At 60.6% G+C, this 24,972-nt stretch carries 17 protein-coding genes and 3 pseudogenes; 4 read left to right on the forward strand and 16 right to left on the reverse strand.

Annotated features, from left to right (window positions below; all coding sequences use genetic code 11):
* Positions 1-78: 78 nt before the first annotated feature.
* Positions 79-857: pseudogene (locus P0D89_RS23970) on the reverse strand (helix-turn-helix domain-containing protein); the annotation flags it as partial.
* A gap of 213 nt (positions 858-1,070) precedes the next feature.
* Between P0D89_RS23970 and P0D89_RS23975 the strand changes: the two are divergent.
* From P0D89_RS23975 to P0D89_RS23985, 3 genes are all read left to right on the forward strand, one after another.
* Positions 1,071-1,964, forward strand: coding sequence for an NmrA family NAD(P)-binding protein (locus P0D89_RS23975; RefSeq protein ID WP_408361928.1), 894 nt, complete (start codon positions 1,071-1,073; stop codon positions 1,962-1,964).
* A gap of 110 nt (positions 1,965-2,074) precedes the next feature.
* Positions 2,075-2,200 (forward strand): hypothetical protein, encoded by a 126-nt coding sequence (locus P0D89_RS23980; RefSeq protein ID WP_408361929.1) that lies wholly within the window; start codon positions 2,075-2,077, stop codon positions 2,198-2,200.
* Positions 2,201-2,298: 98 nt separating this feature from the next.
* The gene (locus tag P0D89_RS23985; RefSeq protein ID WP_408361930.1) at positions 2,299-2,595 is read left to right on the forward strand and encodes a BrnA antitoxin family protein; all 297 of its coding nucleotides are present in this window, start codon (positions 2,299-2,301) and stop codon (positions 2,593-2,595) included.
* Between the two features lie 1,293 nt (positions 2,596-3,888).
* Here the strand turns inward: P0D89_RS23985 and P0D89_RS23990 are convergent.
* The 14 genes and pseudogenes from P0D89_RS23990 to ribA form a co-directional block, all read right to left on the reverse strand.
* Positions 3,889-4,857: pseudogene (locus tag P0D89_RS23990) on the reverse strand (IS5 family transposase); the annotation flags it as partial.
* Positions 4,858-5,100: a hypothetical protein gene (locus tag P0D89_RS23995; RefSeq protein WP_408361931.1), complete on the reverse strand. Its 243-nt coding sequence runs from the start codon at positions 5,098-5,100 to the stop codon at positions 4,858-4,860. It abuts the pseudogene before it with no gap.
* A gap of 26 nt (positions 5,101-5,126) precedes the next feature.
* Complete coding sequence (locus P0D89_RS24000) at positions 5,127-5,666, reverse strand: ISAs1 family transposase (protein WP_408361932.1); 540 nt, start codon at positions 5,664-5,666, stop codon at positions 5,127-5,129.
* A gap of 36 nt (positions 5,667-5,702) precedes the next feature.
* Complete coding sequence (locus P0D89_RS24005; protein ID WP_408361933.1) at positions 5,703-6,605, reverse strand: AAA family ATPase; 903 nt, start codon at positions 6,603-6,605, stop codon at positions 5,703-5,705.
* A gap of 2,263 nt (positions 6,606-8,868) precedes the next feature.
* Positions 8,869-9,999 carry an IS110 family RNA-guided transposase gene (locus P0D89_RS24010; RefSeq protein ID WP_408377369.1) on the reverse strand — a complete coding sequence of 377 codons (1,131 nt, stop codon included), beginning with the start codon at positions 9,997-9,999 and terminating at the stop codon, positions 8,869-8,871.
* A gap of 385 nt (positions 10,000-10,384) precedes the next feature.
* On the reverse strand, positions 10,385-11,557 hold the full coding sequence (locus P0D89_RS24015) for a Wadjet anti-phage system protein JetD domain-containing protein (protein WP_408361990.1): 1,173 nt from the start codon (positions 11,555-11,557) through the stop codon (positions 10,385-10,387).
* Positions 11,558-11,628: 71 nt separating this feature from the next.
* A pseudogene (locus P0D89_RS24020) lies at positions 11,629-15,012 on the reverse strand (ATP-binding protein).
* Complete coding sequence (locus P0D89_RS24025; protein ID WP_408361936.1) at positions 14,999-15,640, reverse strand: DUF4194 domain-containing protein; 642 nt, start codon at positions 15,638-15,640, stop codon at positions 14,999-15,001. Before P0D89_RS24025 ends, P0D89_RS24020 begins: the two are co-directional and overlap by 14 nt.
* A gap of 2 nt (positions 15,641-15,642) precedes the next feature.
* Positions 15,643-17,097, reverse strand: a complete 1,455-nt coding sequence (locus tag P0D89_RS24030) for a DUF3375 domain-containing protein (RefSeq protein ID WP_408377371.1) — start codon at positions 17,095-17,097, stop codon at positions 15,643-15,645.
* 138 nt (positions 17,098-17,235) lie between these two features.
* The gene (locus P0D89_RS24035; protein WP_408377380.1) at positions 17,236-18,447 is read right to left on the reverse strand and encodes an RNA-guided endonuclease InsQ/TnpB family protein; all 1,212 of its coding nucleotides are present in this window, start codon (positions 18,445-18,447) and stop codon (positions 17,236-17,238) included.
* A complete protein-coding gene (locus tag P0D89_RS24040; protein WP_408361939.1) occupies positions 18,444-19,049 on the reverse strand; it encodes an IS607 family transposase in 606 nt (201 codons plus the stop codon). Before P0D89_RS24040 ends, P0D89_RS24035 begins: the two co-directional genes overlap by 4 nt.
* Before the next feature lie 52 nt (positions 19,050-19,101).
* The gene (locus P0D89_RS24045) at positions 19,102-20,916 is read right to left on the reverse strand and encodes a DEAD/DEAH box helicase (protein ID WP_408361940.1); all 1,815 of its coding nucleotides are present in this window, start codon (positions 20,914-20,916) and stop codon (positions 19,102-19,104) included.
* 177 nt (positions 20,917-21,093) lie between these two features.
* Positions 21,094-21,510 carry a hypothetical protein gene (locus tag P0D89_RS24050; protein ID WP_408361941.1) on the reverse strand — a complete coding sequence of 139 codons (417 nt, stop codon included), beginning with the start codon at positions 21,508-21,510 and terminating at the stop codon, positions 21,094-21,096.
* A 1,303-nt stretch (positions 21,511-22,813) separates the two neighbouring features.
* Entirely contained in the window at positions 22,814-23,464 is a 651-nt protein-coding gene (gene ribA, locus P0D89_RS24055) for a GTP cyclohydrolase II (RefSeq protein ID WP_042328071.1), read from the reverse strand.
* Positions 23,465-23,738: 274 nt separating this feature from the next.
* Between ribA and P0D89_RS24060 the strand changes: the two genes are divergently transcribed.
* Positions 23,739-24,182: a CBS domain-containing protein gene (locus P0D89_RS24060; RefSeq protein WP_408361942.1), complete on the forward strand. Its 444-nt coding sequence runs from the start codon at positions 23,739-23,741 to the stop codon at positions 24,180-24,182.
* 402 nt (positions 24,183-24,584) lie between these two features.
* On the opposite strand, the gene P0D89_RS24065 is transcribed toward P0D89_RS24060, so the two are convergent.
* The gene (locus P0D89_RS24065; protein ID WP_408361943.1) at positions 24,585-24,926 is read right to left on the reverse strand and encodes a DUF4148 domain-containing protein; all 342 of its coding nucleotides are present in this window, start codon (positions 24,924-24,926) and stop codon (positions 24,585-24,587) included.
* Between the last annotated feature and the right edge of the window lie 46 nt (positions 24,927-24,972).

Consider the following 24,972-nt stretch of genomic DNA (forward strand, 5'->3'; position numbering starts at 1 on the left):
ATAAGAAAAGGCAAGTCATGCTTCGCACGACGCGCTCTACCTCACCGCCCTGAAGGACGGTGCTTCACGCGCATACTGGTGACTTTGATGCGCAAAGCCGGGATCCAGTGCGATCTGACTCACGCTCAGCTTGCCTTCGAGCAACAGCGTCTTCGCGCGCTCCCCACCCTGCGCTGCACCACGTACCGATGCACGGGCACGCCGAGCGTTTCACGAAAAAGCACCTTGAAATGCGGCACGCTCAGATCAGCGAGCGTGGCCAGCTCGCTCAACGTGAGACGCTGGTCCAGGTGCGCTTCGATAAACTCGATCACGCGCGCGGCCGTCCTCGGCGTGAGCGTGCGCCGCCTGTCGTCGAGCGCGGCGCACCGCCGATCAGGCGCACCACCATCGCGCGGATCGGACGCCTCGTCCGCTTCGAGTTCAGCGCGCAACGCCCACGCGAGATGCTGGAAACGCAGGTCGCGCATCTGGAATTGCGGACGCAGTTGCGCGTCGGGGGACTTCAGGGCCAGTTGTTCGACAGTCCGCTGCAAAAAATCCTCGCCGATCCATACGCTGAAAATCGTGCAGGCGGTTTCATCGCTCCATTGCCCATCGAGTCCGGCCGGAATCACATTGGCATCGCCGTGCGCCTGAAGCCGCACGTAACGGCGCTCGTTGCATATGCAGCGCGCCCTGACCGGCGCGCCGACATGCACGCCCACCCGATGATGCTGAAAAGCCGGCATCCGGTGCAGGCCAGCCGACACGTTGACCAGTTCCGCGCCGAAGCCCTGCCAGCCGAGCATCCTGCTGGTGCGCAACGCGATGCGGGAACCACTGTGCGGTTGAGGTATCGGTGTCACGGCGTTCATGGCTTGCCTCGTGGATGGCGGTGCGATGTCCGTGCATTGTGCTGCGTTTCGCGCGGCTTTGCCTGGAGCTACGAGATTCCATGGTCGCGCGTGAAGCGTCGCCTCGTAAAAGCAATCATCCAAATCTGCGCGGCGCCATCTTTGCCCGCGCGCCTGCTGATCGCCGCGTCCCTATGATGACGCTGTACCGTTCAACTACCTGAGGAGCGCGACGTGTTCGTGATTTTTGGAGCAGCAGGCAATGTCGGCAGCGCGAGTGCGACGGCATTGCGGCGCGCGGGCCGCGCAGTGCGCGCGGTTGTCCGCGACGAAAAACAAGGCGCGCCGCTCGCGGCGATCGGCTGCGAGATCGCCGTCGCCGATCTGAACGACGCGGCGTCGGTGCCGCGCGTGATCGACGGTGCGCACGCCGTGCAGATGTTGTGTCCGGTGCCGCGTGCGCACGATGATCCCGCGGCGGCGATGCGGCACATGATCGACGCGGGCATCGCGGCATTGCGCGCCGCTCCGCCTCCGTGCGTAGTCGCGCTCTCAGACTACGGCGCGCAACATCCTGACGGCACGGGCATCACGACGCTGTTTCACTACCTCGAAACGCAATTGCGCGGCATCGATTCGCAACTGACGTTTCTGCGCGCCGCCAAGCACATGCACAACTGGACTCGCGTATTGCCGGTCGCGCTCGCTCAAGGCGTGCTGCCGAGCCTGCACCATCCGTTGACCAAACTGTTTCCGACGGTCGCCGCACGGGATGTGGGTTTGCTGGCCGCCGAACTGTTGCTCGACGCAAAGCCGGCGCCGGTTTCGCCGCGCATCGTGAGCATTGAGAGTGAGCAGCGCGTCAGCGCGCTGGACGTTGCGCGCACGATCGGCGAACTCGCGGGCCGGCAGGTCGTCGCCCATGAAGTGCCGCGCGGCGAATGGGCCGCCGTGCTTCGGCGTGCCGGGCTCAGCGAGCAGCACGCGCGTCTGATCACCGATCTGTACGACGCGCATAACGCGGGTCGCATCGACGTCGACGCGGATATCAGCGAGCGGCGTTTCGGCGCGACGACGCTAGCGCAAGTATTTGCGGCGATGCTGCCGCGCGTGGCCGGGGCTCGCTGACCGGCCACCGCCACAGAAGGAGACACAGGATGCAGACCCGCCCTTTGCTACGCGCATCAATCGGAATCGGAGCGCGGAAGGCCACAGCCTATCGAAGCTCATCGACGCGCATGAATGTAGGCATACACCGCTGGGTGGTGATATCGGCCGCGCTTCTGGAATGGGTCGGCTGGCGCGCGTTGCGAGATCTGCTCAACGCGATTCCCAACAGCAACGACGATTTCGGCCTGTTCTGATCCGCGCCAGCGCAATACAGCTATACCGCTGTTGCGCTATGCCGCGCAACGTGCCCCCGAAGCGCGCACGCAACAGCAACGACCGACGCGCAATCTCGATGAATCCGCCGCTGCTCATCCTGCCGACGCCCGAAGAAGACGCGGCAGTCAATCGCGGGATCGCCGCCGACCCCGACACGTACGAACTGAGCGCGCGCGAGATCGCCGAATTGAAGCCGCTCGGCACGACGCGACGCATGGGTCGGCCCCCGAAGGAAAAACCGAAAGAACAGGTCAGCGTCCGCTACGACGCTGACGTGCTCGAAGCGTTCCGCGCGACTGGCGAAGGCTGGCAGACCCGCATGAACGACGCCTTGCGCACATACCTGAAGGAACATCCGCTCAAAGCCGCATGAAACGAAAGCGCGGATGTTCGGATTACACACAAACTGGTTTCGTTATGTTGGCGTCTTCGGAATGTAATTGCGGCGACGCATCCAATACCATTGGGCGCACAGCGCGTATCATATCGGCCGCCGGGTCGGCCGGTGGAATTTCACCACCAGCCGCCCACAGAACCGTGCGTAAACGTCTCCATTTACACGGCTCGTCCCAGCCGTTCACCTGCCATCTCGCGACGACAGGTCGACGCGGAAGATCAATGCTCATCCCAGTTTCCCGGTTGGCAACAATCTTCGTTGAGCTGGGTCATCCCCTTTGCTCCACGCCCATTACAGGCGCTTCAACGCTCGTACAGGATGATCCGCCCCCTGCATGTGCATCGGTACTTTCCCCCTTCGTGGGTTCCACTTATAAGGTTTTCCCTTGACATCACATGCAGAGTTCCCAAGTTCCGTATTTGAGCCTGAATTAGAGTCACGCCACCTGTACACCGGACACCACATGGCCAATAAGCAGGTTCCCGCCATGCTGATCCCGGGAGTCATCGGCGCCCCCGGTTTTGATGTCGTCTATACCGGATTTTCGATGCGTCATCGGTGGTTCACTTGCGTTCGTCTCTCTAATCCCTACATGACGTGTTTGATCACGCCTTTTAACCGTAACGTTCACCACCGCAGACTTTCGTACTGAAGCAGCTTACGGCGGTTTGAAGCCTGCGCCCGCACGCCGGCTCCGGAGGGCCTACCTCCATCTCAGATACAGCATCGTGTCCCCAGAAAAGCGGACACGTTCATGGCACAACCGATGTACCCGGATGAAACCGTATTCACCGTGTCACCATTTGTCGCGACCTTCCGTGTTCAAGGGACCAGTGTGTCGCGTACTAACCACCGCGCAGCAGCTCTGCCCTGTCGCAAGCGCCCCGGCCCGGTTCCTGTAGGAACGCCTGACTATCGGATGCACCCTGATATTGTGGGATCCTCGCCTGTCTCCGCAGCAATGACTGAGCCAATTCCCTGTCGGCTGGGGAGCCCCCGGCGCTCGCCTGCAACATGCCGAGTGTCGCCGCTAGTACTCTGGTTGACCGACGAGGGCCGTGGCGGCAACCGAATCACCGCGGCCTGATAGCTGCTCAAGCGGGATCGTCATCGCATCGAGATGGAACGGCTCGCAGAAAGAATGCCGCACGCGTCGGTCAGATCGCCAGCCTGGCGCATTGACTCATCAGAATTGCAACTCGTGCTGACCTGTTGCCTCACGTAGTCGCCCCTGAAAAATTCGTTTCCCGAGCGACGGACGTCCCGCCATCACGTCGGCGGCAATGCAGCGGTTGAGAAAGCAGCGAAAATGAAGACCCAAAACAGCCGCAGCCACCTCAGGATCATCCAGAGGTTGTGGCCGGCGCCGCACAGCACCGCGGGCATCGGGTCGCCCAGTGCATCATTGAGCCAGTTCCCGTCGAGTTTTCAGTTCCCGTCGAGTTTTCCGTCCGTCTTCATGTGACCGATGGCTGGCTCGATCGCGCTGCGCTGTCTGATCATCGCGCGTAGTCCGCGTGTGATACCCCGCCGCAAATCCGGGCGGTAGGTCTTCACGCGGTCGACCGCGACGCCCTTGTATCCGCGGTCGACGATGGCGACTTCCGGTGTGGCGTCGCATAGGATTGCCGCCTGCTCCAGAGCTTCAGCCAGCGTATGACCGTCGTACGGATTGCCCGGCATCGAGCGCATGCCGACCACCAACCCTTCCTTGTGTGTCGTCGTGATAGACACTTTCACGTCGTAAGGGGTGCGTGCCTTACTCTTCGCCAGACACTCGACTTCTGGCGCGTGCAGCGCGTAGAGCTTGTGCTTGTCCTTCGGCTTCTGCGCCAGGATGCGCTTCGTGCGGCCAATCAGCTCCAGCAGTACAGCGCGGCCTGAGTCTGCCACCTGGTCGACCTGTCGCTCCACGGGGCGCATCACCCTTCAAACGCGCGAACGCAGCGCGCGCAATGCCTTCCTCATGCGCTTGTACTGCTTCGCGTGAGCGTAGCGGCCGATCTGCAACCCCAGACGCAGCGACTCGCGGTTGTAGTTCTGCCGCAGCTTCAGGCCGTCCCGCGCGGCGGCCTTCACCAGATGTTCGCGACACCGCTCGAGCAATCGCGAATCGGTTGGATGGGCGACGGCCTTCTCCATGACTGTCGTATCGACAATCACGCGCTTCACGCTCGAGGCCTTGATCACGCCGGCACGTTTTGCAGCTTCGATCGTCTCGGCCAGCAACTCCTCCACTCAGCCGTCAGTGCGGTGGCGGCGTTCGACCGTACGCGAGACGCTGACGATCTGCTGTACCAGCGGCTGCCAGTCATCTTCCAGCCCGTTCTCCGGCACGCTCCAGATGCGCACGGTACGCGTCTCGATACGGCCGTGTCCCTTGTCGTGTTGCACGTTGCATTGGGCCGCAGCGCAATAGGAGGCAAGGCCCTCACATGCGCCAAGCTGGGTTGGCTGGTTGCCCTTGACCTGCACAAGCACGTCGGCTCCCTTTTCCAGCGCGAGCGCTAGCGTTTTTTTTGACAGTGCAATGCGTCCATCGTGAAGACACGGCCTTCCAGCCCGAGCGATTCGATCAGATCCTGCGCGGCGGGAATCTCGTTCGATTTCTCCGCGACCTCGACATGGCCGAGCACGATCAGACCATACTGATCGAACGCCGAAACGATGTGTCGGGCAGCCATGTCATCCAGACGCGAGGCGCTGCCGCGCAACGCCTTGCCGTCCAGCGCAATGAACTGTCGTCCGGATGGGGCTGACGACTGTATTTGCGCGAAACGACGCACCGTGCTCTCCAGCTCGTTCTCATCGATCTGGAGCAGGAACTTGCGGATGCCCACCCAGCTCGGTGCCTTACGCCAGCTCGTACCGAACAGTTCGTTCAACTCCGTGAGTCGCTCGGCAATGAAGATCTCGATCGTCCTGAACGAGTTGGCGCCCGCCATCAGCGACATCACGATCGCACATAGCAGCGGCTCCAGCCCGTAACGCTTGCCCTGCGCCCGCCGTGCGTCCCGTAGTTCGGAAAATACCCCTCCGAATATCATTCTTGTTTCCGCCGTCTTGCTTCGAAGGTCGCAAAGTTAACTCGATCGAACGGAAGTTAACAGCCCAGCACACGCCCCTGCTTTTTTAGCCTCCGAAAAAACGGCCTTCACTTTCTGTGGCGTCTCATTGACCCATTTGGAAGCGGCATCACCATACGCGATCGAGATAAGGTGGACCCCGAGCTGCCCCGCCAACGCCTCGGCAAACAGAGTCTTGCCGTTTCCCGGTGAACCAAAGAGCAGAATGCCGTTACGCGCCCGCGCGTTGCCCTCAAGCACATCCTGGGCTGCGCGTAGCAGTCGACGCTTCGTCTGATCCATGCCCACTATGGCAGCAAAGGTGTGACGCGCCCGTCGTACGTTTTCGCTGAAATCGTAGGCCGCTACGCCACGCGCGGGTGACGGCTGCGGCGGATTCTCGACTCGTGCCGTCGGCGCCGGGCGGTCGCAAGCAGATTGTTCTCGGGAAGGCGTGATGGGAGTCGCCGACGCAACGGGCTGGACAGGCGTTGCAACGACTTGCCCGTCTTCCCCCGTAAGGCTTCCAAGCGATCGCCCAAGCTTCATTGCCAGCGGGATATAAACATGCATACCCACCACGGCGATCCGTGCCGAGGTCTGACGCCGATGCAGGTGCCAAAGCCTGACGCTTGCCGTGGCCATGATGCAGATCGCGATCACGGTCCAGCCGCTACCGGTGAGCGATACAAGCGCGCAGCCAAAGCACAGCATAAGAAATGCGAGCCAGGTCCAGCCACGCACCGTTGGATCGGGAAGCCAGATGAGCGCGGTGACGGCAAGCGTTGCCACCAGAACAACGGGGGTACGGACCGGCTGGTGATGAAGAAATCCAGTCCATCCGGGGACCACATAGATCGCGCAGGAGATAGTGAGCAAGATTCGAATACAAAGCATGGTTCGACCAGGCGAGAATTTCATTTGGACCTCGAAGTTTTGTGAGGATGATCGATCAGTATTTTGAATCGACCATCCCTCGTCGAATCTGGATGTATGTTCGCCACAGTAGACGCAAAGGCGAAGTCGTCCTGCTCGCCCGTTCAACGAACGGGCAGGCGGCAGCGAAAGCGCAGCGCAACGTGTTTGTATCGGCGGATCCTCCGGCGACGATGCCTCCGGGAAATTCGGCGGAAGACCCGACGCGTTTCCAGTCGCCTCAGACGTCGACAATAGGCTAGCCAGCGGCGTTCTCGCGAAGAGAGCCGCCGGTACAAATCCTGAAGAACCTCCACGGGAACACTCGCGTCGACAAATAGCGTGGCCCGATCGTCACTGACCTTGGTGACCAGACAACCATTCGGCTTGAAAATGAATTGACGAACTTCCATCGATATTCTCCGCTGACGTTTGGCGCCAAGTTGGCAAAACTCGATCTTCTTGACACGCGTGCTTACGAGCGACGGTTGAGCAGCCAACGGATAAGCGCGAACTCGGGTTGCAGGTAGTCGAGCGAGGCTTCTCGTAATTCCGTGATGAAGATTCGAAATAGCGATTTCCGCAGGTACACGATATGTACTCCTATTCAAATTACCTGATTGATGAGAACGATGGACTGCCGAAGCCTTAGCGCTTCACCCAAAAAGCACGGCTTGACACGCCCGTTTGTCGATCCGTATTCAGGCGGCTCTACAATTGCAGCTTCTCACGGAAAATTGGAGATGCAAGTCGCTGGCCAGCGCGGCGCCGTGCGCCCTGCCGCACCTCCTTTTGACATGCCCGCCCCGGTCCCGACGCGACTCAGCCCCAATGGCTCAGACGAAGTTCGCGAGCGACAACCACACACCGCGGGCGGCCTGAATAAAGCAAGCTGCACTGATGTCACCGGGCAGCTGCTACCGCAGCTTGCCACCTTTGAAAACGCCGTCGTCACCGAGGCGGTGGCGCAGCAGAACACAAGGCGACCCTGACATCGTCCAGAGTCACGTTAGTCGAGCCCTCATAGAGATTCCGAAGGGCAGCAAAATCAAGGATTCGCTGCAAAACCGCATCCGTATCCAAGAGGAATTGCGCGTGGAGTGTCTTTGCCACACAGTCGGTGGTGTGCCGGGATATCGAGAAAGTGTCGCCCGCCATCGCTCGGATCCTTGTCCGCACGTAGGAGGCGACCCACCTTTCACTCCAGTCGACACCTTCTGGTATCAACGCACAGCCTGTGGCGCAACGCGCATGCGACCCGGTTCCTTTCACGCAAGCGCAGTCGGCAACGACGTGCTCCTCAGCATATCGCTGGGCGCACAGTCCTTCGCGGCCCGCAGGCCTTGTCGACGCGCATCGCGACGCCCGCCCGGGGGGTCTTGAGGCAGGTTCGCACTGGTACGCTTCATCACTGGTCATCTGGACTCTCCTGACTAGCAAGGTAAGGATGGAAGCGATCTCCTCTGTGCTGAGGAGGTTCGCCAAACTAGTATCCCCCCGGAAATCGCAGATGCAAGTCGCGCTCGCGGACCACCGTCAGGTCCGACCGGAGTGGGTCGACCTGTGGGGGCTGCGGAGGACGGCGCCGGAAAGGACGGGTGCCAGGCGGAAGAGGTCGGTCCGCCAACACCGTCAATTTCAGAGGAGACGGCGGCTCAAGATCCTGCGCGGCGAGCTCGCGAAGGGCCCGCGTTCAGCATTGGGTCACCGGTAATAGACGACCCGACTTCCCCGAGACACCGGAAAGGAATCAGCGCTTATCCAGCTTTCCACTGGGCCGTGGGGCGATATTCATGAAAGCCTGACTGCATATGGCCGGGAGTACGCGTTCATACAGTTCGCCCGAAAGCTGCCATTGACGACTCCAACGGCAACTCTGTAGCACGTTCATCGAGGTGATCCTATCGTTTAGGCTTATTCGACGCCTGCCGACACACGCGGAGGCGCCGTCACATTCCTGCGGCCGATGGCAGGCATCGAATAACCGACATGACTTTCCATGTCAATCGGAATGTTTGGTGTCCAGTGCCCATGCGTGAATGAATTCCCGGAGGGCGGCGTGGCAGTAAATCTCGACGGTGGATCATCCTGATATCCGCGGGTTGGTTACCGCATTACAGTGGACCGTCTCATGAGCCTGCCGCATTCTTAAGCCGCAAGTCGGGTGATATCCGTTGCGGGGTTGTGCCGCGGGTTACTCGAGTAGCCGGGCTACGCCGCCTTCAGGAAACTCGTGGATCTATGGGGTGTGCGCCGCGGTGCTTTGTAATCAGGTCGCATCTCTGCTAGAAGGTAACGCGAGCGACATCGCCAGACGCCCGATGTCCCAGATAAAACCCGACAGTTCACGGGCGATGGCCACGACCGCGGTATTCGCATGCTTACCACGCGCGGCCAGCCTCCGGTATCGCCGACATAGTCGAACTTGCGCGTCCCACGCGCGATCGATGATGGCCTTGGGAATGCCTTCATGCCGACGCTGAATGTCGGGACTTACACGTGCGGGGTGCCGGTAACTCCAGGCAGCCTCGACGAGTAACTTTCTTGCGTAGCTATTGCCGGTCTTGGTGATGCTTCCCTGCCGTCGCTTGTCACCCGATGAGTGCTCTGACGGGCTGACGCCAAGCCATGCCATCAATTGACGCGGATGGTCAAAGCGCGACAGATCTCCGAGTTCGGCGAGCATTCCAACGGCCGTGGTGAACTGCACACCGCGCATGGCCTGCAGGCCCAGGACGGCCGGATAGAACCGCCAGTTTGTCACTGCCTCACGCAAGGCTACTTCGACACGCTGGCATTGCGCGAGCCGATCTTCAATCGTGCGCCGAAGTTCCTCAAACGCGAATTGTTGCCATTCGCTGCCGAACGCATACTGGCTCACCCAGTGTCGGTGAGCCGGTCCCCAGTCGGCGTGACCGCTATAGCGTGCATCGTGTGCAAGCAGGAACGACTTGAGCCGCTGCCGCGCCTGCCTCAAATCGTCTTTGGCCGTCATCCATGCACGGGCGAGATCGCGAAATGCCTCGTCCTCGACGGTCGGCACGTGCACAGCTGACAGGTCGCCAGCCCGTAGGGACCGGACAAGCTTGACCGCATCGCGTCGATCCGTCTTGACGCGCTCGCCGGGCTTTCTGGGAATCAGCGACGGTGCGCACACCATGCAGTCGAACCCCTTCTGGACCAGTTGCCGGTAGAGACCGTAGCCACATGGCCCCGCCTCGTAGACGACGCGTATGTGTCGCGCTTTCGATTGAAGACGCCTGCACAGGCGATCGATATCCGTCTTCGTCGTGCCGATCTTGCCTGGCAGTTCGATTTCGCCCGTGCCGAGCGCATAGGCGACCGTGATCGAGTCCTTGTGTACGTCAAGGCCGACGTACAGCCTGCTATCGTGTTCCATGCTGGCCTCCGTGGGGGAAATCGCCGGGTGTGGCGCCGTCCACACCGTGCGGCTCTGGCAGAAATGCTAACCCGCGTCTGATTCCTCACGGCGGGCCAGTCTCTGCCTCACAGAAAGTCATTGTGTCTTAAACGAACACGGTCGGCGCGCGAGGGTCCCTTGACTTCGGCCGGCTAATGGGTGTCCGTTGAATAGCGTGCGCCGATGGTCGCAGATGGCCCGACTCTGCCCGATGGTGTATTGACGCAGGTTCGATCTGACATGGGCGCCGGCTTGTGAAGTTCGAGGAGCGAGCGATTCAACTCTGATGGGTGCTGAAAAGAGAACTCGTCTATTGCGGGGGCACAGACTTGATATATTCGCCCGCTGCACTAGAAAGGCAATTTCACTGTCTTGCAAGAGTAGCGAGCGCGGTTTCAACCCACTGGAAACCAATACGCTCTTGCTCGAGCCGCAAATTTTTACGAAGCCGGTTATCACGCAGGTCGTTGAACAGCGCCTGCTCCGCATCATCGAGCCGCGGCAAATCGCGGAGCACCTGGTCAAGTTCCTCGCCCCATTGAGCTTCGTGGGCGATCAGCGTCGCCCGGTCCATCAGGAAAGACTCCACGTGGACGAAGCGGCTGCGCAACTGGTCGAGGATGGCAAAACCATGCGTGTCGATATCTCCCCAGTAGTGGATGCTACAGCGGGAAAGCCATGCCGCTTTTGACAACGCGTCCCATCCATAGCCTGCGCCGAAGACGACGATCGTATCGGCAAGCGGCGGGAACGCGAGGAAGTTCGTCTCGTTCTCCGTGATGAAAACGCGGCGGATCGGCACGGCGAGCGCGGCAAAGCTGTCTGCATCGACTGCAATGTCGGGCCGCACAGGGCCCGGAAGCACGGGCAACTGCGCATCGAGCACGCGAAACCGGATACGGGCAGGCTTGTCGAGGAAGCCGTAGCGGGCCGCGAATTGCGCGCCGCCGTTTCTTTCTACCGCGACGGCCTCTGGCGGAAGTACGAGATCGAGCCATTCCGCCAGCACGCCGCGCCAGTTTTCGATGAACTTGCTGTGCACGCCGGCAATGTCCACTTGTCTCAGGTAGATGCCCGGACGCGGATGCCGTACGATCCAGCCGACCACCGCTAGGAGTCGCTCACCTTCGTCAGCTAATTCAAGCGCCTGCAGCGGACGCCGGCGAAACCATACCAGCAGCGCCGGCTGCCGCAAGCCTACGAGGGCGAGCAACCGACCGAATTGCGCCGCGTCGCCACGCTTGCCGATCATCGCCAGCGCACTGTCCAGCTCGTCAATCCAGACCGCCTGCGGCACGCGCTGAACACCCAGAACACGATGATTGAACTCGCGCCATTCGATCCGGATCTGCCCGACAGCGACAAGCTCAGCAATCCATTCACGCACGGCCTGGAAATGTTCGGTGAGTTCTGTCGACGCCGGTCCCTTCAGGACGAGTCGCAACGGGAACGCACAGCCGGACCGCTGGCCAACGTTCGCTTCTTCGCGAGCGACAAGCACGGCATTCGACGCCGCATCGGCCCCGTCGCTAACCATGCTGCGCAACAGCTCTCCCCGCTCCCACAAGCGGCGCACCTGCGCTTTCAGGTCGCCGGCGGTCGTCCAGGTCACGTCGAGCCCTCCGCCTTGCGCGCAAGATGCTCCTCGATCGACAGATTGCGCAGCTTCGAAGCACGCCCCTCATCGTTGTGCACGAAGCCGACGCTGGAAACGAACGGCTCGATGATATGGATCTTCTGCAGCGGCGTGACGATCAGCAGTTGCAGATTGATCTGCCTGAACAACTTGAGCCCGTATTGCGCAGACTCGTCCGAGCCACGTCCAAATGCTTCGTCGATAACCACGAACCGGAACGAACGTGACCGTACCGCGCCCCATTCCAGACCGAACTGATACGCGAGGCTGGCCGCGAGAATCGTGTAGGCCAGCTTTTCCTTCTGCCCACCCGACTTACCGCCCGAATCCGAATAGTGCTCGTACTCCGTGTCATCCTCGCGCCAGCGCTCGCTTGCGGCGAACAGGAACCAGTTGCGCACGTCGGTGACCTTCGTCGTCCACCGGCGGTCCTGATCCGACAGCCCTTCGCGGCCGCGGAACCGGTCGATGATCGCCTTGACCTGCAGAAACTTGGCTTCCGAATACTGCGCATCGTCCGAACCGGTCAGTGCACCTTCCGTGCAGGCCCGCAGCTCCGCCTGGAAATCCCGGATGTCTGCGTCGGGGCTCGCCTGGGATTCCAGCACGATATAACGACCTGGGTCGTAGTCGATTTGAGCCAGCGATTCATTGATGCGTGCAATGCGCTCCTTGATCGTTTCGCGTTCCCGCGCAAGCTGCGCGTTGAAGTTGGCGATTTCGTTGATCGTGTTGATGTTCAATAGCTCCTTGAAGCGAGCCTCGAAGCGCGGAAGGTCGTCGGTATTCAGGCGAGCCAGCAGCTCGCGATACTCGAACGCGGCTTCGAGGCTTGCGTCAAAGTCGGCCGTGTCGAGCTTGTATGCGTCCTTGAACGACGACATGCTCTTGATGATGCGCTCGGTGAGACGATCCAAGCGCTTGGCCTCAGCGTCCATACGTGCCTGCAACGCGTCACGCAGTTCGCGTTCACGGTTGTCGCACGACTCGACCGAAAGCTGATGCTCGCCCAGAATCTGCACGCGCAACGCTTATAGCCGCTCGCGGGTATCGTGGGCGATTACGGCCACCCATGCAGCGGTTTGCTCCCGCAATGCATCGGCCGCTTCGCGTCTGGCGTCGATACCGCCCAATTCCCTATGGACATCCGACAATGCCTTCTCGCTGTCCTTCAGCGCCGCCTGCACCGATTCGAGTTGCGCGGCCAGTTCCAGCAACGCATTGCTGGCAGCCTCCAGACGCGCTTTTTCATCCTGCAGGCGAGCGATCGTGGCTGAGCAGCTCCGCCAATCCAGCTCACGAAAATCGTTGAACTCATTGAGCGCCGCCAACGCTTCCAGCTGCCGCCGCAGCTTCGTCTGATCGCCCTGAGCTTTGGCGATCTGGCTAGCGATGCCGGCGAGGCGCGTCGCGAGCGCACGCAACTGCCCTTCCAGCGCGGCGATCTTGGCGGCGTTGCTCCAGCCGAGGACGTAGCATCGGCGGTCATCGAGGCGATGGCGGTCGTCTTTCTCATGGCGTTCGCCGGGCGCCTTGACCTGCCCTGTGCGAGTCAGCGCACGGGACTCGCGACGAAACTGCTCCTGCGTCGGGCAGCACGCGTAATCGAAGCGCTGTGCCAGCGCCCGCTCCAACCAGGTGTAGAACGGCGAGTCTGGTTTGATCGCGACGTTACGCACCAGCGAATCGCGATGCAACTCGGCGATATCCTGGTCGCGCGTGGGTCGCACGCGGAAATAGACGAGCCGTCCCGCGAGATGCGTGCGATCCACCCACGCGGCGACATCGGAATAGTGCGCATCGGGCACGAGAAGCGAGAGGCCGAAATTATGCAGCACCCGCTCGATCGCGCCTTCCCATTCGCGCGCCTCTTCACGCACCTGGATCAGTTCACCGGCGAACGGCATGGTGTCTTCGTCGAGACCGAGTGCCGCGCACAACGCTGCACGCATCGCGACCTGCTCCTTGGGGATATTGCTGCGTCGCGCCTTCAGACTCGCGACTTCCTCGCAAAGCACGTCATGTTCGCGCTTGCCCTCACGCAGCGACACGCCCCACTCGGTGATCTGGTTCTGCAGATCGGCTTCCTGCTGACTCACGCCCTCACGCAAATCGCCCACCCGCTGCCGCTGCGCGATGAAGGCAGACTCCTCGACAGCGTGAGTTTCACCAATAGCAGCAAGCAATTGCGCGTGACGTTCGGCGCGCTGCTGGCGTCGATTGCGCTCGCGTTCCCCGTCGCGGATATCGGCAGCAAGCTGCTCCAGCCGGTCACCGCCTTGCTCGGCAATCGCGCGCTTGAGTCGATCGGCTTCCGTTCGCTCCTGATCGCATTGCTCGATGCGCCGCTCCTTCTGCGCGGCAAGGCGTGCATGATCTTCGGCGAGCAACTGCAAGCGCCGATCCAGCAGGCCTAGCTTCAATTCGGCGAAGTACGGCTTCAGCGCATCACGGCAAACGCGCGCAGCCTCCTGTTCCGCCGCCAGCGCGCCGTGCTGGTCGCAGTCCACCACGATGGGCTTGAGCAGTTCCACCTGACGCTTCGCCTTAAGCACCGCCTCGTGCGCGCGATTCAAATCATCGAAGTGCGAGATCAGCGCGGCAATGCGAGACGCGACGTCGAACGGCTCGAGCATGTGGCTGCGTACGAAGTCGGTCAGATTACCGACCGACTTCATCGACACCGTCTGATGAAACAGCTCGAGCGCCTGCTCATTTTCGATGCCGAAGCGCCGGCGAAACCACGCGCCATATTTCGGAAAGGTGTCTTCGATTTCCGCGCCCAGTCCGCGCAGCTTTTTGCGCAATTGGGCAATATCGGAGCCGAAGTGGACGAAATCCGTCCCTATCGACAGATTCCGCTCAGCGCCCACGTAAAAACGCATGGGTTGGCTCTGCGCCTCTTTCATCCAGAAGACCTGCGCAAGCGAGATCGTCTGATCATAACCGGCGTTGTGGAACACGCCGAGTATGACCGAGTAGCTGTTGCGGTCCCGCAAGGAAACGGGCCTGGCTGTACCGCTCACCTCATTGCGCTCGGACTTGTAATGCCCAAGTACGTACGAGCGCAGCGTCCGTTCCTTGCTGTCCGCCCCTGCCGCCTTGTTGTAGGCGATGCGCTGGGAGGGCACCAGCAGTGTCGTAATAGCGTCGACAAGCGTCGATTTGCCCGAGCCGATGTCGCCCGTGAGCAGACCGTTCTTGCCGTCTAACTGAAGCGTCCATACGCGCCCGTCGAAGGTGCCCCAGTTAAAAACTTCCAGGCGGGTCAGCCGAAAGCCGGAGAGCGTGTCGTCGGCGAGAAAATCGAGCTCCAGCAGTTGTGGAATCGCCTCGTTCCGCTCATTCATCGACATTACCTCCCGGCCCTGCCGTCGTGCCCACCAGTTGCGCCTGGTACGCGGCGAGACGGGTGTCGAAGTCCGTCAGCCATTGCGCGTCGACGAACGCCTTCAGAATGCGCCGCACTTCGAAACTGGACGGGCCACTGGTCACCTTCAACCGGCGCAGGAAGCCCAGCTCGACGATCTTGTTGATGTGCGTCTCGATCTGATCGATCAGCTTCGCTTCATTGCTGCTGTCCGGAAGAAAGACTCTTATGAGCTCGACGATGTCATCGCGCGACAGGACCAACCGCGTATCGCCGCTGCCGGCATCGAATTCGGCAAGCTTTTTGCGCAGCAATGCCAGCAGCAGGCTGACCGGAAAAGAGATCGGCCGACGCGCGATCAAACGCGGTGTCTTTGGCGCTGTGTCATCTTCGGGTTGCTCAGGACGGCTCTTCAGGAACGCGTAGCCTTCGGCCTCGTCCAGCACCAGTTCCAGGCCCAATACCGACACATAGTCCCGTACGCGCGCCTGCAGGTCGAGCAACGCGCCCCACAGGCGTTCGTCACCCTCGCGATAGATCACGCCTTTGAGCAGCGTAATCGCGAGTGTCGACAGATCGGCGTTCGCGGCCGCCTCTGGCAGTTCGTCTTCCATTTTCATCTCACAAAGATCACGCGTGGTAGCCGCGCGCGTCGTACTTTCGGCGTCTCGTCGCGACGGCTTGTTTGCCACTCGATGACTTCGTGCGTATCTTCGTCCACGACCGTCTTGAACGCGTCGCTGCCCAGTTGCAGATACGCGACCAGTTCCGCAAGACCCTGCTGCAGGGGGTACGATTCGACCAGCTCGCACAGCGTCACTTGCGACCGATCCTGCAACGCCTGGCGGATATGACCCGCGAGCTGCGCGCGGTCAACCACCACCTGCGAATAAAGCGCCGCAGCGTCCAGATCGACGTCGCCCGTTTCCAGCACGATATCCGCGATAACCGGCTTCTGCACCGGCGTGTGCAGCGGCCGTTCCATAGGAAGCTCGACGTCGGATGACGACTCGGCAAGATTCATTATCTCGCCGACCGGCGGCGTGTCGTGTACGACCAGTGCCCTGGCCTCGATGCCGCGCAGGATATCCATGATGCGGCGGTTCTCCAGCCATGCCTGGTCGTCGAGGAACCGGCGCAGCTGCTGCGACAGTTGCGCGACCGTACGTTGCGTGTGTTCGCCCGCTTCCAGCCAGTCGTAGTGCACACGGCCGGTCCGAGCCTCCGGTTTCAGGTCCGACACCGCCGGCAATGCGAGCACTCGCGCGAGCAGTTCGCTGAGTTCCTCCTGGCGAGTGCTGGACATCAGAAAATCCCAGAATGCACGGAAGCTTTTGCCCTGATCCGAGTCACCGATCGCGTCGCGCTCGCCCATGATCTCCTCCAGTAGCGCGCCCTTCGAACCCTCCCATAGCGCGATGCGCTCGCGCACGCGACGGTCGAGCATGCGGAAGTTCTGCTCCACCTCGCGAAAGTCGGTTAGCAGGTCGCGCGCTAGCTGCATGAATTGCTGGAAGCGATCTTTGAGCGCCGTGTCGTTCAACAGTGGAAGATCCCCGGATATCACCCGGGCGATCTCGGCATCGATCTCGTCACGACGCTTGTGTAATTCGGCAATGCGCTTTTCCGGATCGGATTCGCTGCCTTCGCTCATTTGCCGCAGCAACTCGAACAACGTCAGCAGGCGTGATTCCGTACCGACGAAGCTGCGTGCCGTGAGCGCGTCCAGCCAGACGATCGCTTTTTCCGTCGCTGGCGTCAGGTCGAAGTGGGGTTCGTCCGAGCCCTGGCGGTAGAACTTGCGCAGCCAGCCTTTTTCCGGGTTCGCCCAGTCGTTGAGGTAGTCGAGCGCGCGTTTTGGATAGGCGTCCGCGCCCAGGTGAACGCGCAGTGCAAAAAGTTCGTCTTCCAGCGCTTCGGCCAGGTCAGCGGCGGACATCACACGCACGTTCGGAACCACAAAAACGCGATGCAGGAAGCTCGCCACCAGCGGAGCGTGGTCGGAACGCAATAGCCGCCATGCTGGATGATGCGTGCGAAGGGTGTCGAGGGTTGAGTGGTCGAGGGTCATGGCTTTGGTCTCAAGCCGGATCGTATCATCTGGTATGGTGCGGCCACGTGCTCATGCTCACTCGCGATTGTAACGATAGGCCATCTGTGCGCCCTCTTCTGCATGCCTGGAATATGATACCCGTCATCTCACACCGCTCTAGGCAGCCTGCACATTTCTATGCAAAGCTGACTTTTTCTGCTTCACAGAGGCCGGTTTCACGGTTGCCGAAGCATCCGCCAGAGCCTTCCTCTCCACAGACTGCTGCGCCAGAGCTTGACGCCGAATGTTGATGGCCGCGTTCAGGTCGCGGTCCATCTTTAGCCCGCAGCCGCATTCGATGACGCGATCGCTCAAGGTGATAGCGTGGATCGCGCCGCATCCCGAGCACGTCTTGCTGCTCGGATAGAAGCGGTCGATCACGATCACCTGCGCGCCGGTCATGGCGGCCTTGTATTCGAGTTGGCGACGGAACTCAAAGAACCCTGCATCGGCGATGGCGCGCGCGAGCTTGCCGTTCTTCAGCATGCCCGATACGTTCAGGTCCTCGATACCGATAGTCGAGTAGTTCGTTGCGAGGGTCGTCGTCAGTTTGTGCAAAGCATCCTTGCGGACGTTCGCGATACTCAGGTGCAGCCGGGCGAGCTTGGTTTTCGCTTTGGCCCGGTTTGCACTTCCCTTCTGTTTGCGCGACAGCGAGCGCGACAGGCGCACGATGCGCTTGTGCTCTGCGTGGTGCGGCTTGAGCGCGGGCGCGCCGCTGCCGTTGCTGAATGTTGCCAGCGTCTTGATGCCAAGGTCTACGCCGACCGCGCCGCGATCCTCTACGGCCTTCAGGCGTTCCTCAGTCTCCACGGCCAGCGCCACATACCATCCATCGGCCGTGCGGCTCACAGTCGCGCCCAGCACGCGGCCAGCAAAGCGCAATTCCTCGCGCATGCGAACGACGCCGCAACGCGGGAGTTTCACGGTCTTGCTGACTACCTGCACGGCATGACTGGACGCGTTCACGGGCCCATTGTCGGCGCGGAACGAGTCGCGGATCCCCTTGCGCTTAAAACGCGGGTATCCGGGCTTCTGGCCGAGCGTCACGCGCCGGAAAAAGTGGTCGAATGCGAGCCCGACATTCTTGATTGCGACCTGCGGCGCGCACTTCGTTACCTCTGCCATCCACGGGAATTCGACGGCCTTGATCGCGTTCAGTTGCTTACGCAGCGCGGCCTCGTTCGGCTTTCCGCCTGCCTCGTGTTGCCGCTTCCATTCCGCCAGCGCCCAGTTATAGGCGAACCGAGCCACGCCGCACGCGCGAGCGAAATACTTCGCTTGCTCTGCGGTCGGATCAAGGCGGATTTTATGGACGCGGACAATCACTTGGCGGCTTCCTTCAGGGCGTCGAGAAGCTGCTTCTTCTTTTTGCTGCGCGAGCCGTACAAGCGCGCCGAGAACACCGTAATGATTTCGAGCACGTCCTTCGCGAGTTCTTCCTCGAACGACGGTTGATCGCCCTTGTGAATGATGACGATTTCGATGTTCTGCGCCGCGCACATGGCGAACACCAACTCGGAGCCGAAGCGCAGAAGGCGATCCTTGTGCGTAATGACGAGCCGCTTCATCTGCTTGCGCAGAATCATTTCGAGCAGCCGGTTCAAACCTTTCTTGTGGTAGTTCATGCCACTGCCAAGGTCTTTGATGACCTCGCAGCGCCAGCCTTTAGCGGCGCAGTAGCTTTCCAGCATCGCGTGCTGACGCTCAAGGTCTGCCTTCTGGTCGTGTGACGAGACCCGGGCATAGCAGACCGTCGGCGCATCCTCATTGCCGCTGCCGAGCAGGTCCGAGACGGCGTAATAGCGCGTGCCGCCAGCCGTCTTGCGTGCGGGCAGCAGTTCGCCGGTCTCCTCCCACTTACGCAGGGTGGAGAATGCAACGCCGAGCATCGTTGTTGCTTCGCCAATCTTCACAAGTCTCTTTTCCATAAGGAAAGATTAGAGCAGATTCCGGAAGAGAATTGAACTCAGTTGGCATCCCTCAGCGGCTTCCGTCTTCGATACCTTTGCGCAACAAAGCAGACGAAATTGCCGAGAGTGCATCTGCAAGCCGTCTTGCCGTGTCCGGCGATGGCAGCGGCAACTTAAGGCTGCGTGCGCCTGTGGCAGGGTCACGTTCGACCCACGGGTGGGCGGCGGCAGCCCCATCGTCCGACGCGCTCAGTGCTGATACCAGTTCCGCGCCAAACTGCAACAGTCCGGACCAGGGCTCGAGGCTCGTGTCTTTTGGCACTGTTTCGGCGGCGATGGCTTTTGGTCGGATCCCGGCATGGACGATGTTCGTTCCCACAGTCGTCGCGTTTTCCTTCAATTCGTCGGATGCAGCAGCGACATTGACCGCCTCTTCTATCGGGGCCATTGCCTCGCCCTCGCCCATGCGGCCTGTGACGTTTTCCACGTCCTTCATGAAACGGTTGAGGCGCGAGCCCCCGAGAGAAATCTCGGCTGCGCCGCCGTCGAGGATGCCTGCCGACAGGGAGCGCTTGAAAGCCAGCACCGACAGCATGCCCTCTTCGATTGTTCCCTTGGCAACGTAGTTGACGATTTGTACAGGCTTGCGCTGCCCCATGCGGTGGACACGCGGGATACGCTGTTCAAGCACCGCCGGATTCCACGGCAAATCCATGTTCACGAGCGTCGATGCGTGTTGCAGGTTGAGTCCCGTGCTGCCCGCGTCCGTCGACAGGAAGACACGGCAGGCCGGATCGTCGCGGAAACGCTCTACCAGCGCTGGCCTCTTTTCCGATGGCACGCCGCCGTGGAAGCTAACGTAACCGACGCCGAGTTTCTTAAGCCGGCGAATGACGATCTCATGAGTGCGCGTCCATTGGCTGAACACGACCGCTTTCGATTCCGGTTGGACGAAGAGACCCTCAAGCAACGCCGCCAACTCGTCCGCCTTGACGCCATGGTCAGTTTCCTGGTCGAGGAGATAGGTGCTGTTGCACGACATGCGCATGTTCTGCAATGCGCACGTGAGTCGTCGCTGGTCCTGGTCCGACAGAAACTTCATTTTGCGCCAGCGCTGGACAATTTTGGCCACGATATCTGCGTTTTCCGTGTGATGAGCCATCTGCATCCCGGTCATCGGCACCAGCAAGTTCTGGTCGGTACGGTTCGGCAACTGAAGCAGCACCTCAGACTTGCGCCGGCGGATCATGACCGGCGCCAGAGTCTCGCCGATCTTCTCAAGTCTGGTGTAACCCGTCACACGCCCGGCTTCATCCTTGACCTGATGCTCATGCAGCAGTTTCCACGTGGGTCCGAGGCGATGCTGGTCGACGAACTGGACGATCGAAACAAGTTCTTCCAGCTTGTTTTCGAGTGGTGTGCCCGTCAGCACAACAGCATAGGGACTGTCGATGCGCTTCAGTGCTTTCGCCGCGATGGTGTTCCAGTTTTTGATGCGCTGTGCTTCGTCCACGATCACAAGCTCCGGTCCCCATGCGGTGATCAGGTCAAGGTCTGATTTTAGCTTCTCGTAATTGGTGATCTTGCAGAAGTCTTCCTCGGCGTATTCGTTCTGCCTCTGGACGAGGCTTCCAGCGACCACTCGCGACGCACGGCCGGAGAAGCGAAGAATCTCGCTTTGCCACTGATACTTGAGCGAAGTCGGGCAGACCACGAGCACCTTCGACACCCCGAAATGCCGTGCCAGAATCTCCGCTGCCGCAATCGCCTGAATGGTCTTCCCCAAGCCCATTTCGTCGCCGATCAAAACGCGTCCGACGCGCACGGCAAACAACGCGCCTTCAGCCTGATAGGGGTAAAGCGGCACCTTGAGTAGCTTCTTCAACAGAGGATCGGCCGCACCACGCGGGAACATGTCGTTCAGCGCCGTGGCTCGACGCGACGCGTCAGTCTGGCCTGCGACGAAATTGAGCGCGTCGTCGTAGGCGCGTAATTCGTGACCTGTCTTCGCCGCGTTGGCGAGAAAACGTCCCAGTTCGTCGAAACGATCCTCCGGTAACCGTCAACCTTGAGATACGTCGAACAACATCGTGGTGGCCTTCGCCACTCTCGCCGGACAATCTGTTCCGGCGCGAAAATGGATCGTTCGCTCACCGTCGTTGCGCAGATACAGTTCCGAAAATGCAGGCTGGTAGCCGCGGGCAAAAGCAGCCTTGGCACCGCGTTTTTTTGTCAGTCTCGCAAGGGTGAATTCAATATGCTTGCACGTACCCAATTCGTTGGTCGCATAGTCGGGACAGGCACAGAAGTTGTCGCCCGGCCGCGTCCCGCGGATCGCCACACGATAATTGGATTTCGACTCCGGATTACCGACCCGAAACTCCGAAAAAAACGCCTCCGTTCCGAGATTCTCAAGGCTGAACACTTGCTCGCGCCCAAATTGCCGGCGCAAGGCGCGCTGCCAATCGGCAAGTGTCATGTGATCCGGCACGTGAGTACGAGAAAGCTTCGGGGGTCTAGCCCGCGTGGCAACATTGCGCTTGCTTTTCATAACTTTCAGGTAACTATGGGTTGGAAACACCGGCCTTGTCGACTCAGCAGCCTTGGAGGTTTTGCACGCGCGGCTCTTCGAGTACCTTGTCCGTCAGCTTTCACGCATCGTCTTTGACGCGGACAATCAGTTCCATAGAGTGTGCTGGGCACGCAAATTCCTCCGCCGTCACCACACTACATGGGTCATAGGTGCAAGTCTGGCCGGTGTCGTGCAATGCACTCGGTCCTGGAGATGCTGTGCGCTAACCTCGCAGCGTCGAAACTCCCTGTCGATCGGTAACCTCAGGCGCAGCGCTTCGTCCACTGCGGATCGACGCGGTCGATTCAATTGTACAGCGGGCGTGTCAAGCCACTTCTGCCGTTGGATGCTGGCTTGTAAAGATCGAGGTGCGAGCGAGTCAATTCTCGATACAATTCGCACTCCTGATTTCTCACCCAGCGAAACTCAAGAGGCTTGATCAGCGGCCGGAACGCCCCTGCAATCCAGCCGCCCACCCACATTGGCGTCGAGACAATCACGCGCCTGTCACACCGTTTCGAGATAGCTCACCTATGCTGTCAACACCTCTGACGGTATCAAGCGGGCCTCTGTGCAGGCTGCCCGCGTATACCGTCAGAAATACCTTCAAATTGCTCCCGCCGGGGTTTCCGGCGGGGCAAGTCAAAATGAAACAATCTTATGATTTTCAATGGGTTACAGACCAACCCCCGTCAATTCAGAAATCTCGCAAATCGCACGATGCGTATCGTATGTCATTGGTTTTAAATGATATTTCAGGTGAATCACTCCCAGCAGGATCGTCCCGGCAGGATCGCAATGCTGGAAACGACTCCGCTTGTCGACTTTGAAAACGGGTGATATAGCGCACGTGTGGTCCGTGACTTGTAACGCTACGAGCATCATCGATTCACGGCCCTTAGCAAAGGGACGCCGGCAAGTTGAGCGACCGACCGTACACTATGCCCTTGAGTATTCAGAAGTGCGAGATCGGCATTGAACCAGCCGTTCGACATTCCGATCAGGACATCGGGCTTGTCATCAGTTACATCAAGAGAAAGTAGAACAGCTATACAGCGGATAGCTTGAGATCGCCGCCATGTTCCGCCAGCATTCCGCCTGCTCTCCGCTCGCGCGTGAAACGCATCTGGTCGCCCCAGCGTGCGTTTTCACATCAATGGGAACCAGACAGCCTTGTCAGACAAGGCCGTCGGAAGGCAATAGCCTTAGATTATTCGTTCTCGTCGAAGTAGTGCCCGAACTTGAGCTGCTTGGTGCGGATATAGCGCTCGTTTTCCTCGCGCATCGGAATCGCCAGCGCGACCCGCTCGCATACCGGAATGCCATGCTTGGACAGTGTGTCGAACTTCTCCGGATTGTTGCTCATCAAGCGCACCGACGTGACCTTCAACGTGCGCAGAATACCCGCGGCCGAATCGTATTCGCGCGAATCGTCCGGCAGGCCGAGGTCGAGATTGGCCTCGACGGTATCGCGCCCCTGCTCCTGCAGCGCGTACGCGCGGATCTTGTTGGACAGGCCGATGCCACGCCCTTCGTGGCCGCGCAAATACAGCAGCACGCCGCAGCCTTCGGCCGCGATATAGCGCAGCGCGAGGTCGAGCTGCTCGCCGCAGTCGCAACGGTACGAGCCGAGCACGTCGCCCGTGAGGCACTCGGAATGCAGGCGTGTCAACACGGACGACTGGTTGGCGACATCGCCCATCACGAGCGCGAGATGTTCGGCGCCGCTTTCACACACGCGAAACACGTAGGAAGTGAACGTGCCGTAGCGCGTGGGAAGCGTGGCAGTGGCGTCGAGAACGACGCACTCGCCGTTGATTGCGCCGTCTGCTGCTGGCGATGGATCGTGAGACGTGAGCATGGCGTTGGACAGTGGTGCTGACATGAACCCGATCAAACCGGGGATAAGGTATGGAGTGGGAGTTTACCGCTAATCCGCGTAGCGCACCCGTATGACCCTGCCTGGTGCACGGAGCGGAGCGCTGCAGTGCGGCCGCGCTACCCCAATTGAACGCGCGGCGCGCCACACGTATTCCCGAACTACTAGGGTGGCGCGTCCCGCCTATACTGGAATGGCCTGTCCCACACGACAGCGTGCCGTGCCGGCGCGCTGCACTGCGAAACGGAGCCGCTCTATGACAAGCGTTGCCCAGCTTCTTAAAACAAAACCGAACAACACCGGCGTCTTCACGATCGGCGCCGACGATTCCGTCTACGAGGCGATCCGACTGATGGCCGAAAAGGGCATCGGCGCACTGGTCGTGACGGACGGCGACAGCATCGCCGGCATCATCACGGAGCGCGACTATGCGCGCAAGGTGGTGCTGATGGACCGATCGTCGAAGGCCACGCCGGTGCGCGACATCATGAGCAAGGCGGTGCGCTTCGTGCGTCCCGACCAGACCACCGAAGACTGCATGGCGCTGATGACCGAGCGGCGCATGCGCCACTTGCCGGTGATCGAGAACGACCGGCTGGTCGGCATGGTGTCGATCGGCGACCTGGTGAAGAACATCATCGCCGAGCAGCAATTCACGATTCAGCAGCTCGAGTTCTATATTCACGGCGAGCGGCCTTGACGGGCCGCCGCGGCATGCCGAGTGCCGCGAGAACCGCTGCGCGAGCGCGAAAAACGGTGCAAAAAAAGCCCAATCTTTAAAAGGTTGGGCGAAGCTACCTTGCGGCAGCGGAGGTTCCTCGAATTGAACCGGGAGCGCTTCACGCCACCCGCGCCATGGCGCAAGTGTGTGCCTGTACCGCTGCGATTGCGGGATTGCGGATCGCGCACGGCTTGATCGCGTTGCGATGCCATCCGATCGACACCGCCCGCACTGACGCCGTGACTACCTCAGATTCCTCATAGATGTGCAGGCGGACGCGGCTCTGCGCACGCTTTTGCGCGATTCGCCGCGCCGCGCAATGGTCGGCCGGTTACACCGGCCGACCATTTCCCGATTCGACTACTGCCCACTATCGAAAACTTAGTGGCCGAAATACACGCCCTTCGCCCCGCTCACCGGCTGCAGCATGCCGCCTGCTTGCGACGAACCGCTCATCGGCGCGCCATACCCGCTTGTATCGGCGACCGGGTGGGTCTGCGCGACGGTCGGATTCTGTGCCTGCGCACGGCGCTCGGCGGCCTGGATGTCGGCCGGGTAGTTGGTGTCGTTCGAGGTGGCCGGGTTATAGCCAGCCTGTTCAACCCGGATCAAATCGTTGCGAACATCCGCGCGCGTCACGGGATCCTGGCTCGCCTGCGCGAACGCGGCGACCGGAGCTGCGAGAACGGCTGCAATTGCGACTGCCTTGATGAGCGATTTCATGATGATTTACCTCCAGACTTGGCTTTCTATGCATCGCTTTCCACAC

The sequence above is a fragment of the Paraburkholderia sp. RL18-085-BIA-A genome, assembly GCF_046027075.1.
In the GTDB taxonomy this organism is placed as follows: domain Bacteria; phylum Pseudomonadota; class Gammaproteobacteria; order Burkholderiales; family Burkholderiaceae; genus Paraburkholderia.

What these genes read in the sequence shown, in the direction of transcription:
- P0D89_RS23980 (WP_408361929.1), top strand. Translation starts at nt 2,075, where the DNA reads ATGAATGTAGGCATACACCGCTGGGTGGTGATATCGGCCGCGCTTCTG.
- P0D89_RS23985 (WP_408361930.1), top strand. Translation starts at nt 2,299, where the DNA reads ATGAATCCGCCGCTGCTCATCCTGCCGACGCCCGAAGAAGACGCGGCA.
- P0D89_RS24000 (WP_408361932.1), bottom strand. Translation starts at nt 5,666, where the DNA reads ATGATATTCGGAGGGGTATTTTCCGAACTACGGGACGCACGGCGGGCG.
- P0D89_RS24005 (WP_408361933.1), bottom strand. Translation starts at nt 6,605, where the DNA reads ATGAAATTCTCGCCTGGTCGAACCATGCTTTGTATTCGAATCTTGCTC.
- P0D89_RS24010 (WP_408377369.1), bottom strand. Translation starts at nt 9,999, where the DNA reads ATGGAACACGATAGCAGGCTGTACGTCGGCCTTGACGTACACAAGGAC.
- P0D89_RS24015 (WP_408361990.1), bottom strand. Translation starts at nt 11,557, where the DNA reads ATGGTTAGCGACGGGGCCGATGCGGCGTCGAATGCCGTGCTTGTCGCT.
- P0D89_RS24025 (WP_408361936.1), bottom strand. Translation starts at nt 15,640, where the DNA reads ATGGAAGACGAACTGCCAGAGGCGGCCGCGAACGCCGATCTGTCGACA.
- P0D89_RS24030 (WP_408377371.1), bottom strand. Translation starts at nt 17,097, where the DNA reads ATGACCCTCGACCACTCAACCCTCGACACCCTTCGCACGCATCATCCA.
- P0D89_RS24040 (WP_408361939.1), bottom strand. Translation starts at nt 19,049, where the DNA reads ATGGAAAAGAGACTTGTGAAGATTGGCGAAGCAACAACGATGCTCGGC.
- P0D89_RS24050 (WP_408361941.1), bottom strand. Translation starts at nt 21,510, where the DNA reads ATGACACTTGCCGATTGGCAGCGCGCCTTGCGCCGGCAATTTGGGCGC.
- ribA (WP_042328071.1), bottom strand. Translation starts at nt 23,464, where the DNA reads ATGCTCACGTCTCACGATCCATCGCCAGCAGCAGACGGCGCAATCAAC.
- P0D89_RS24060 (WP_408361942.1), top strand. Translation starts at nt 23,739, where the DNA reads ATGACAAGCGTTGCCCAGCTTCTTAAAACAAAACCGAACAACACCGGC.
- P0D89_RS24065 (WP_408361943.1), bottom strand. Translation starts at nt 24,926, where the DNA reads ATGAAATCGCTCATCAAGGCAGTCGCAATTGCAGCCGTTCTCGCAGCT.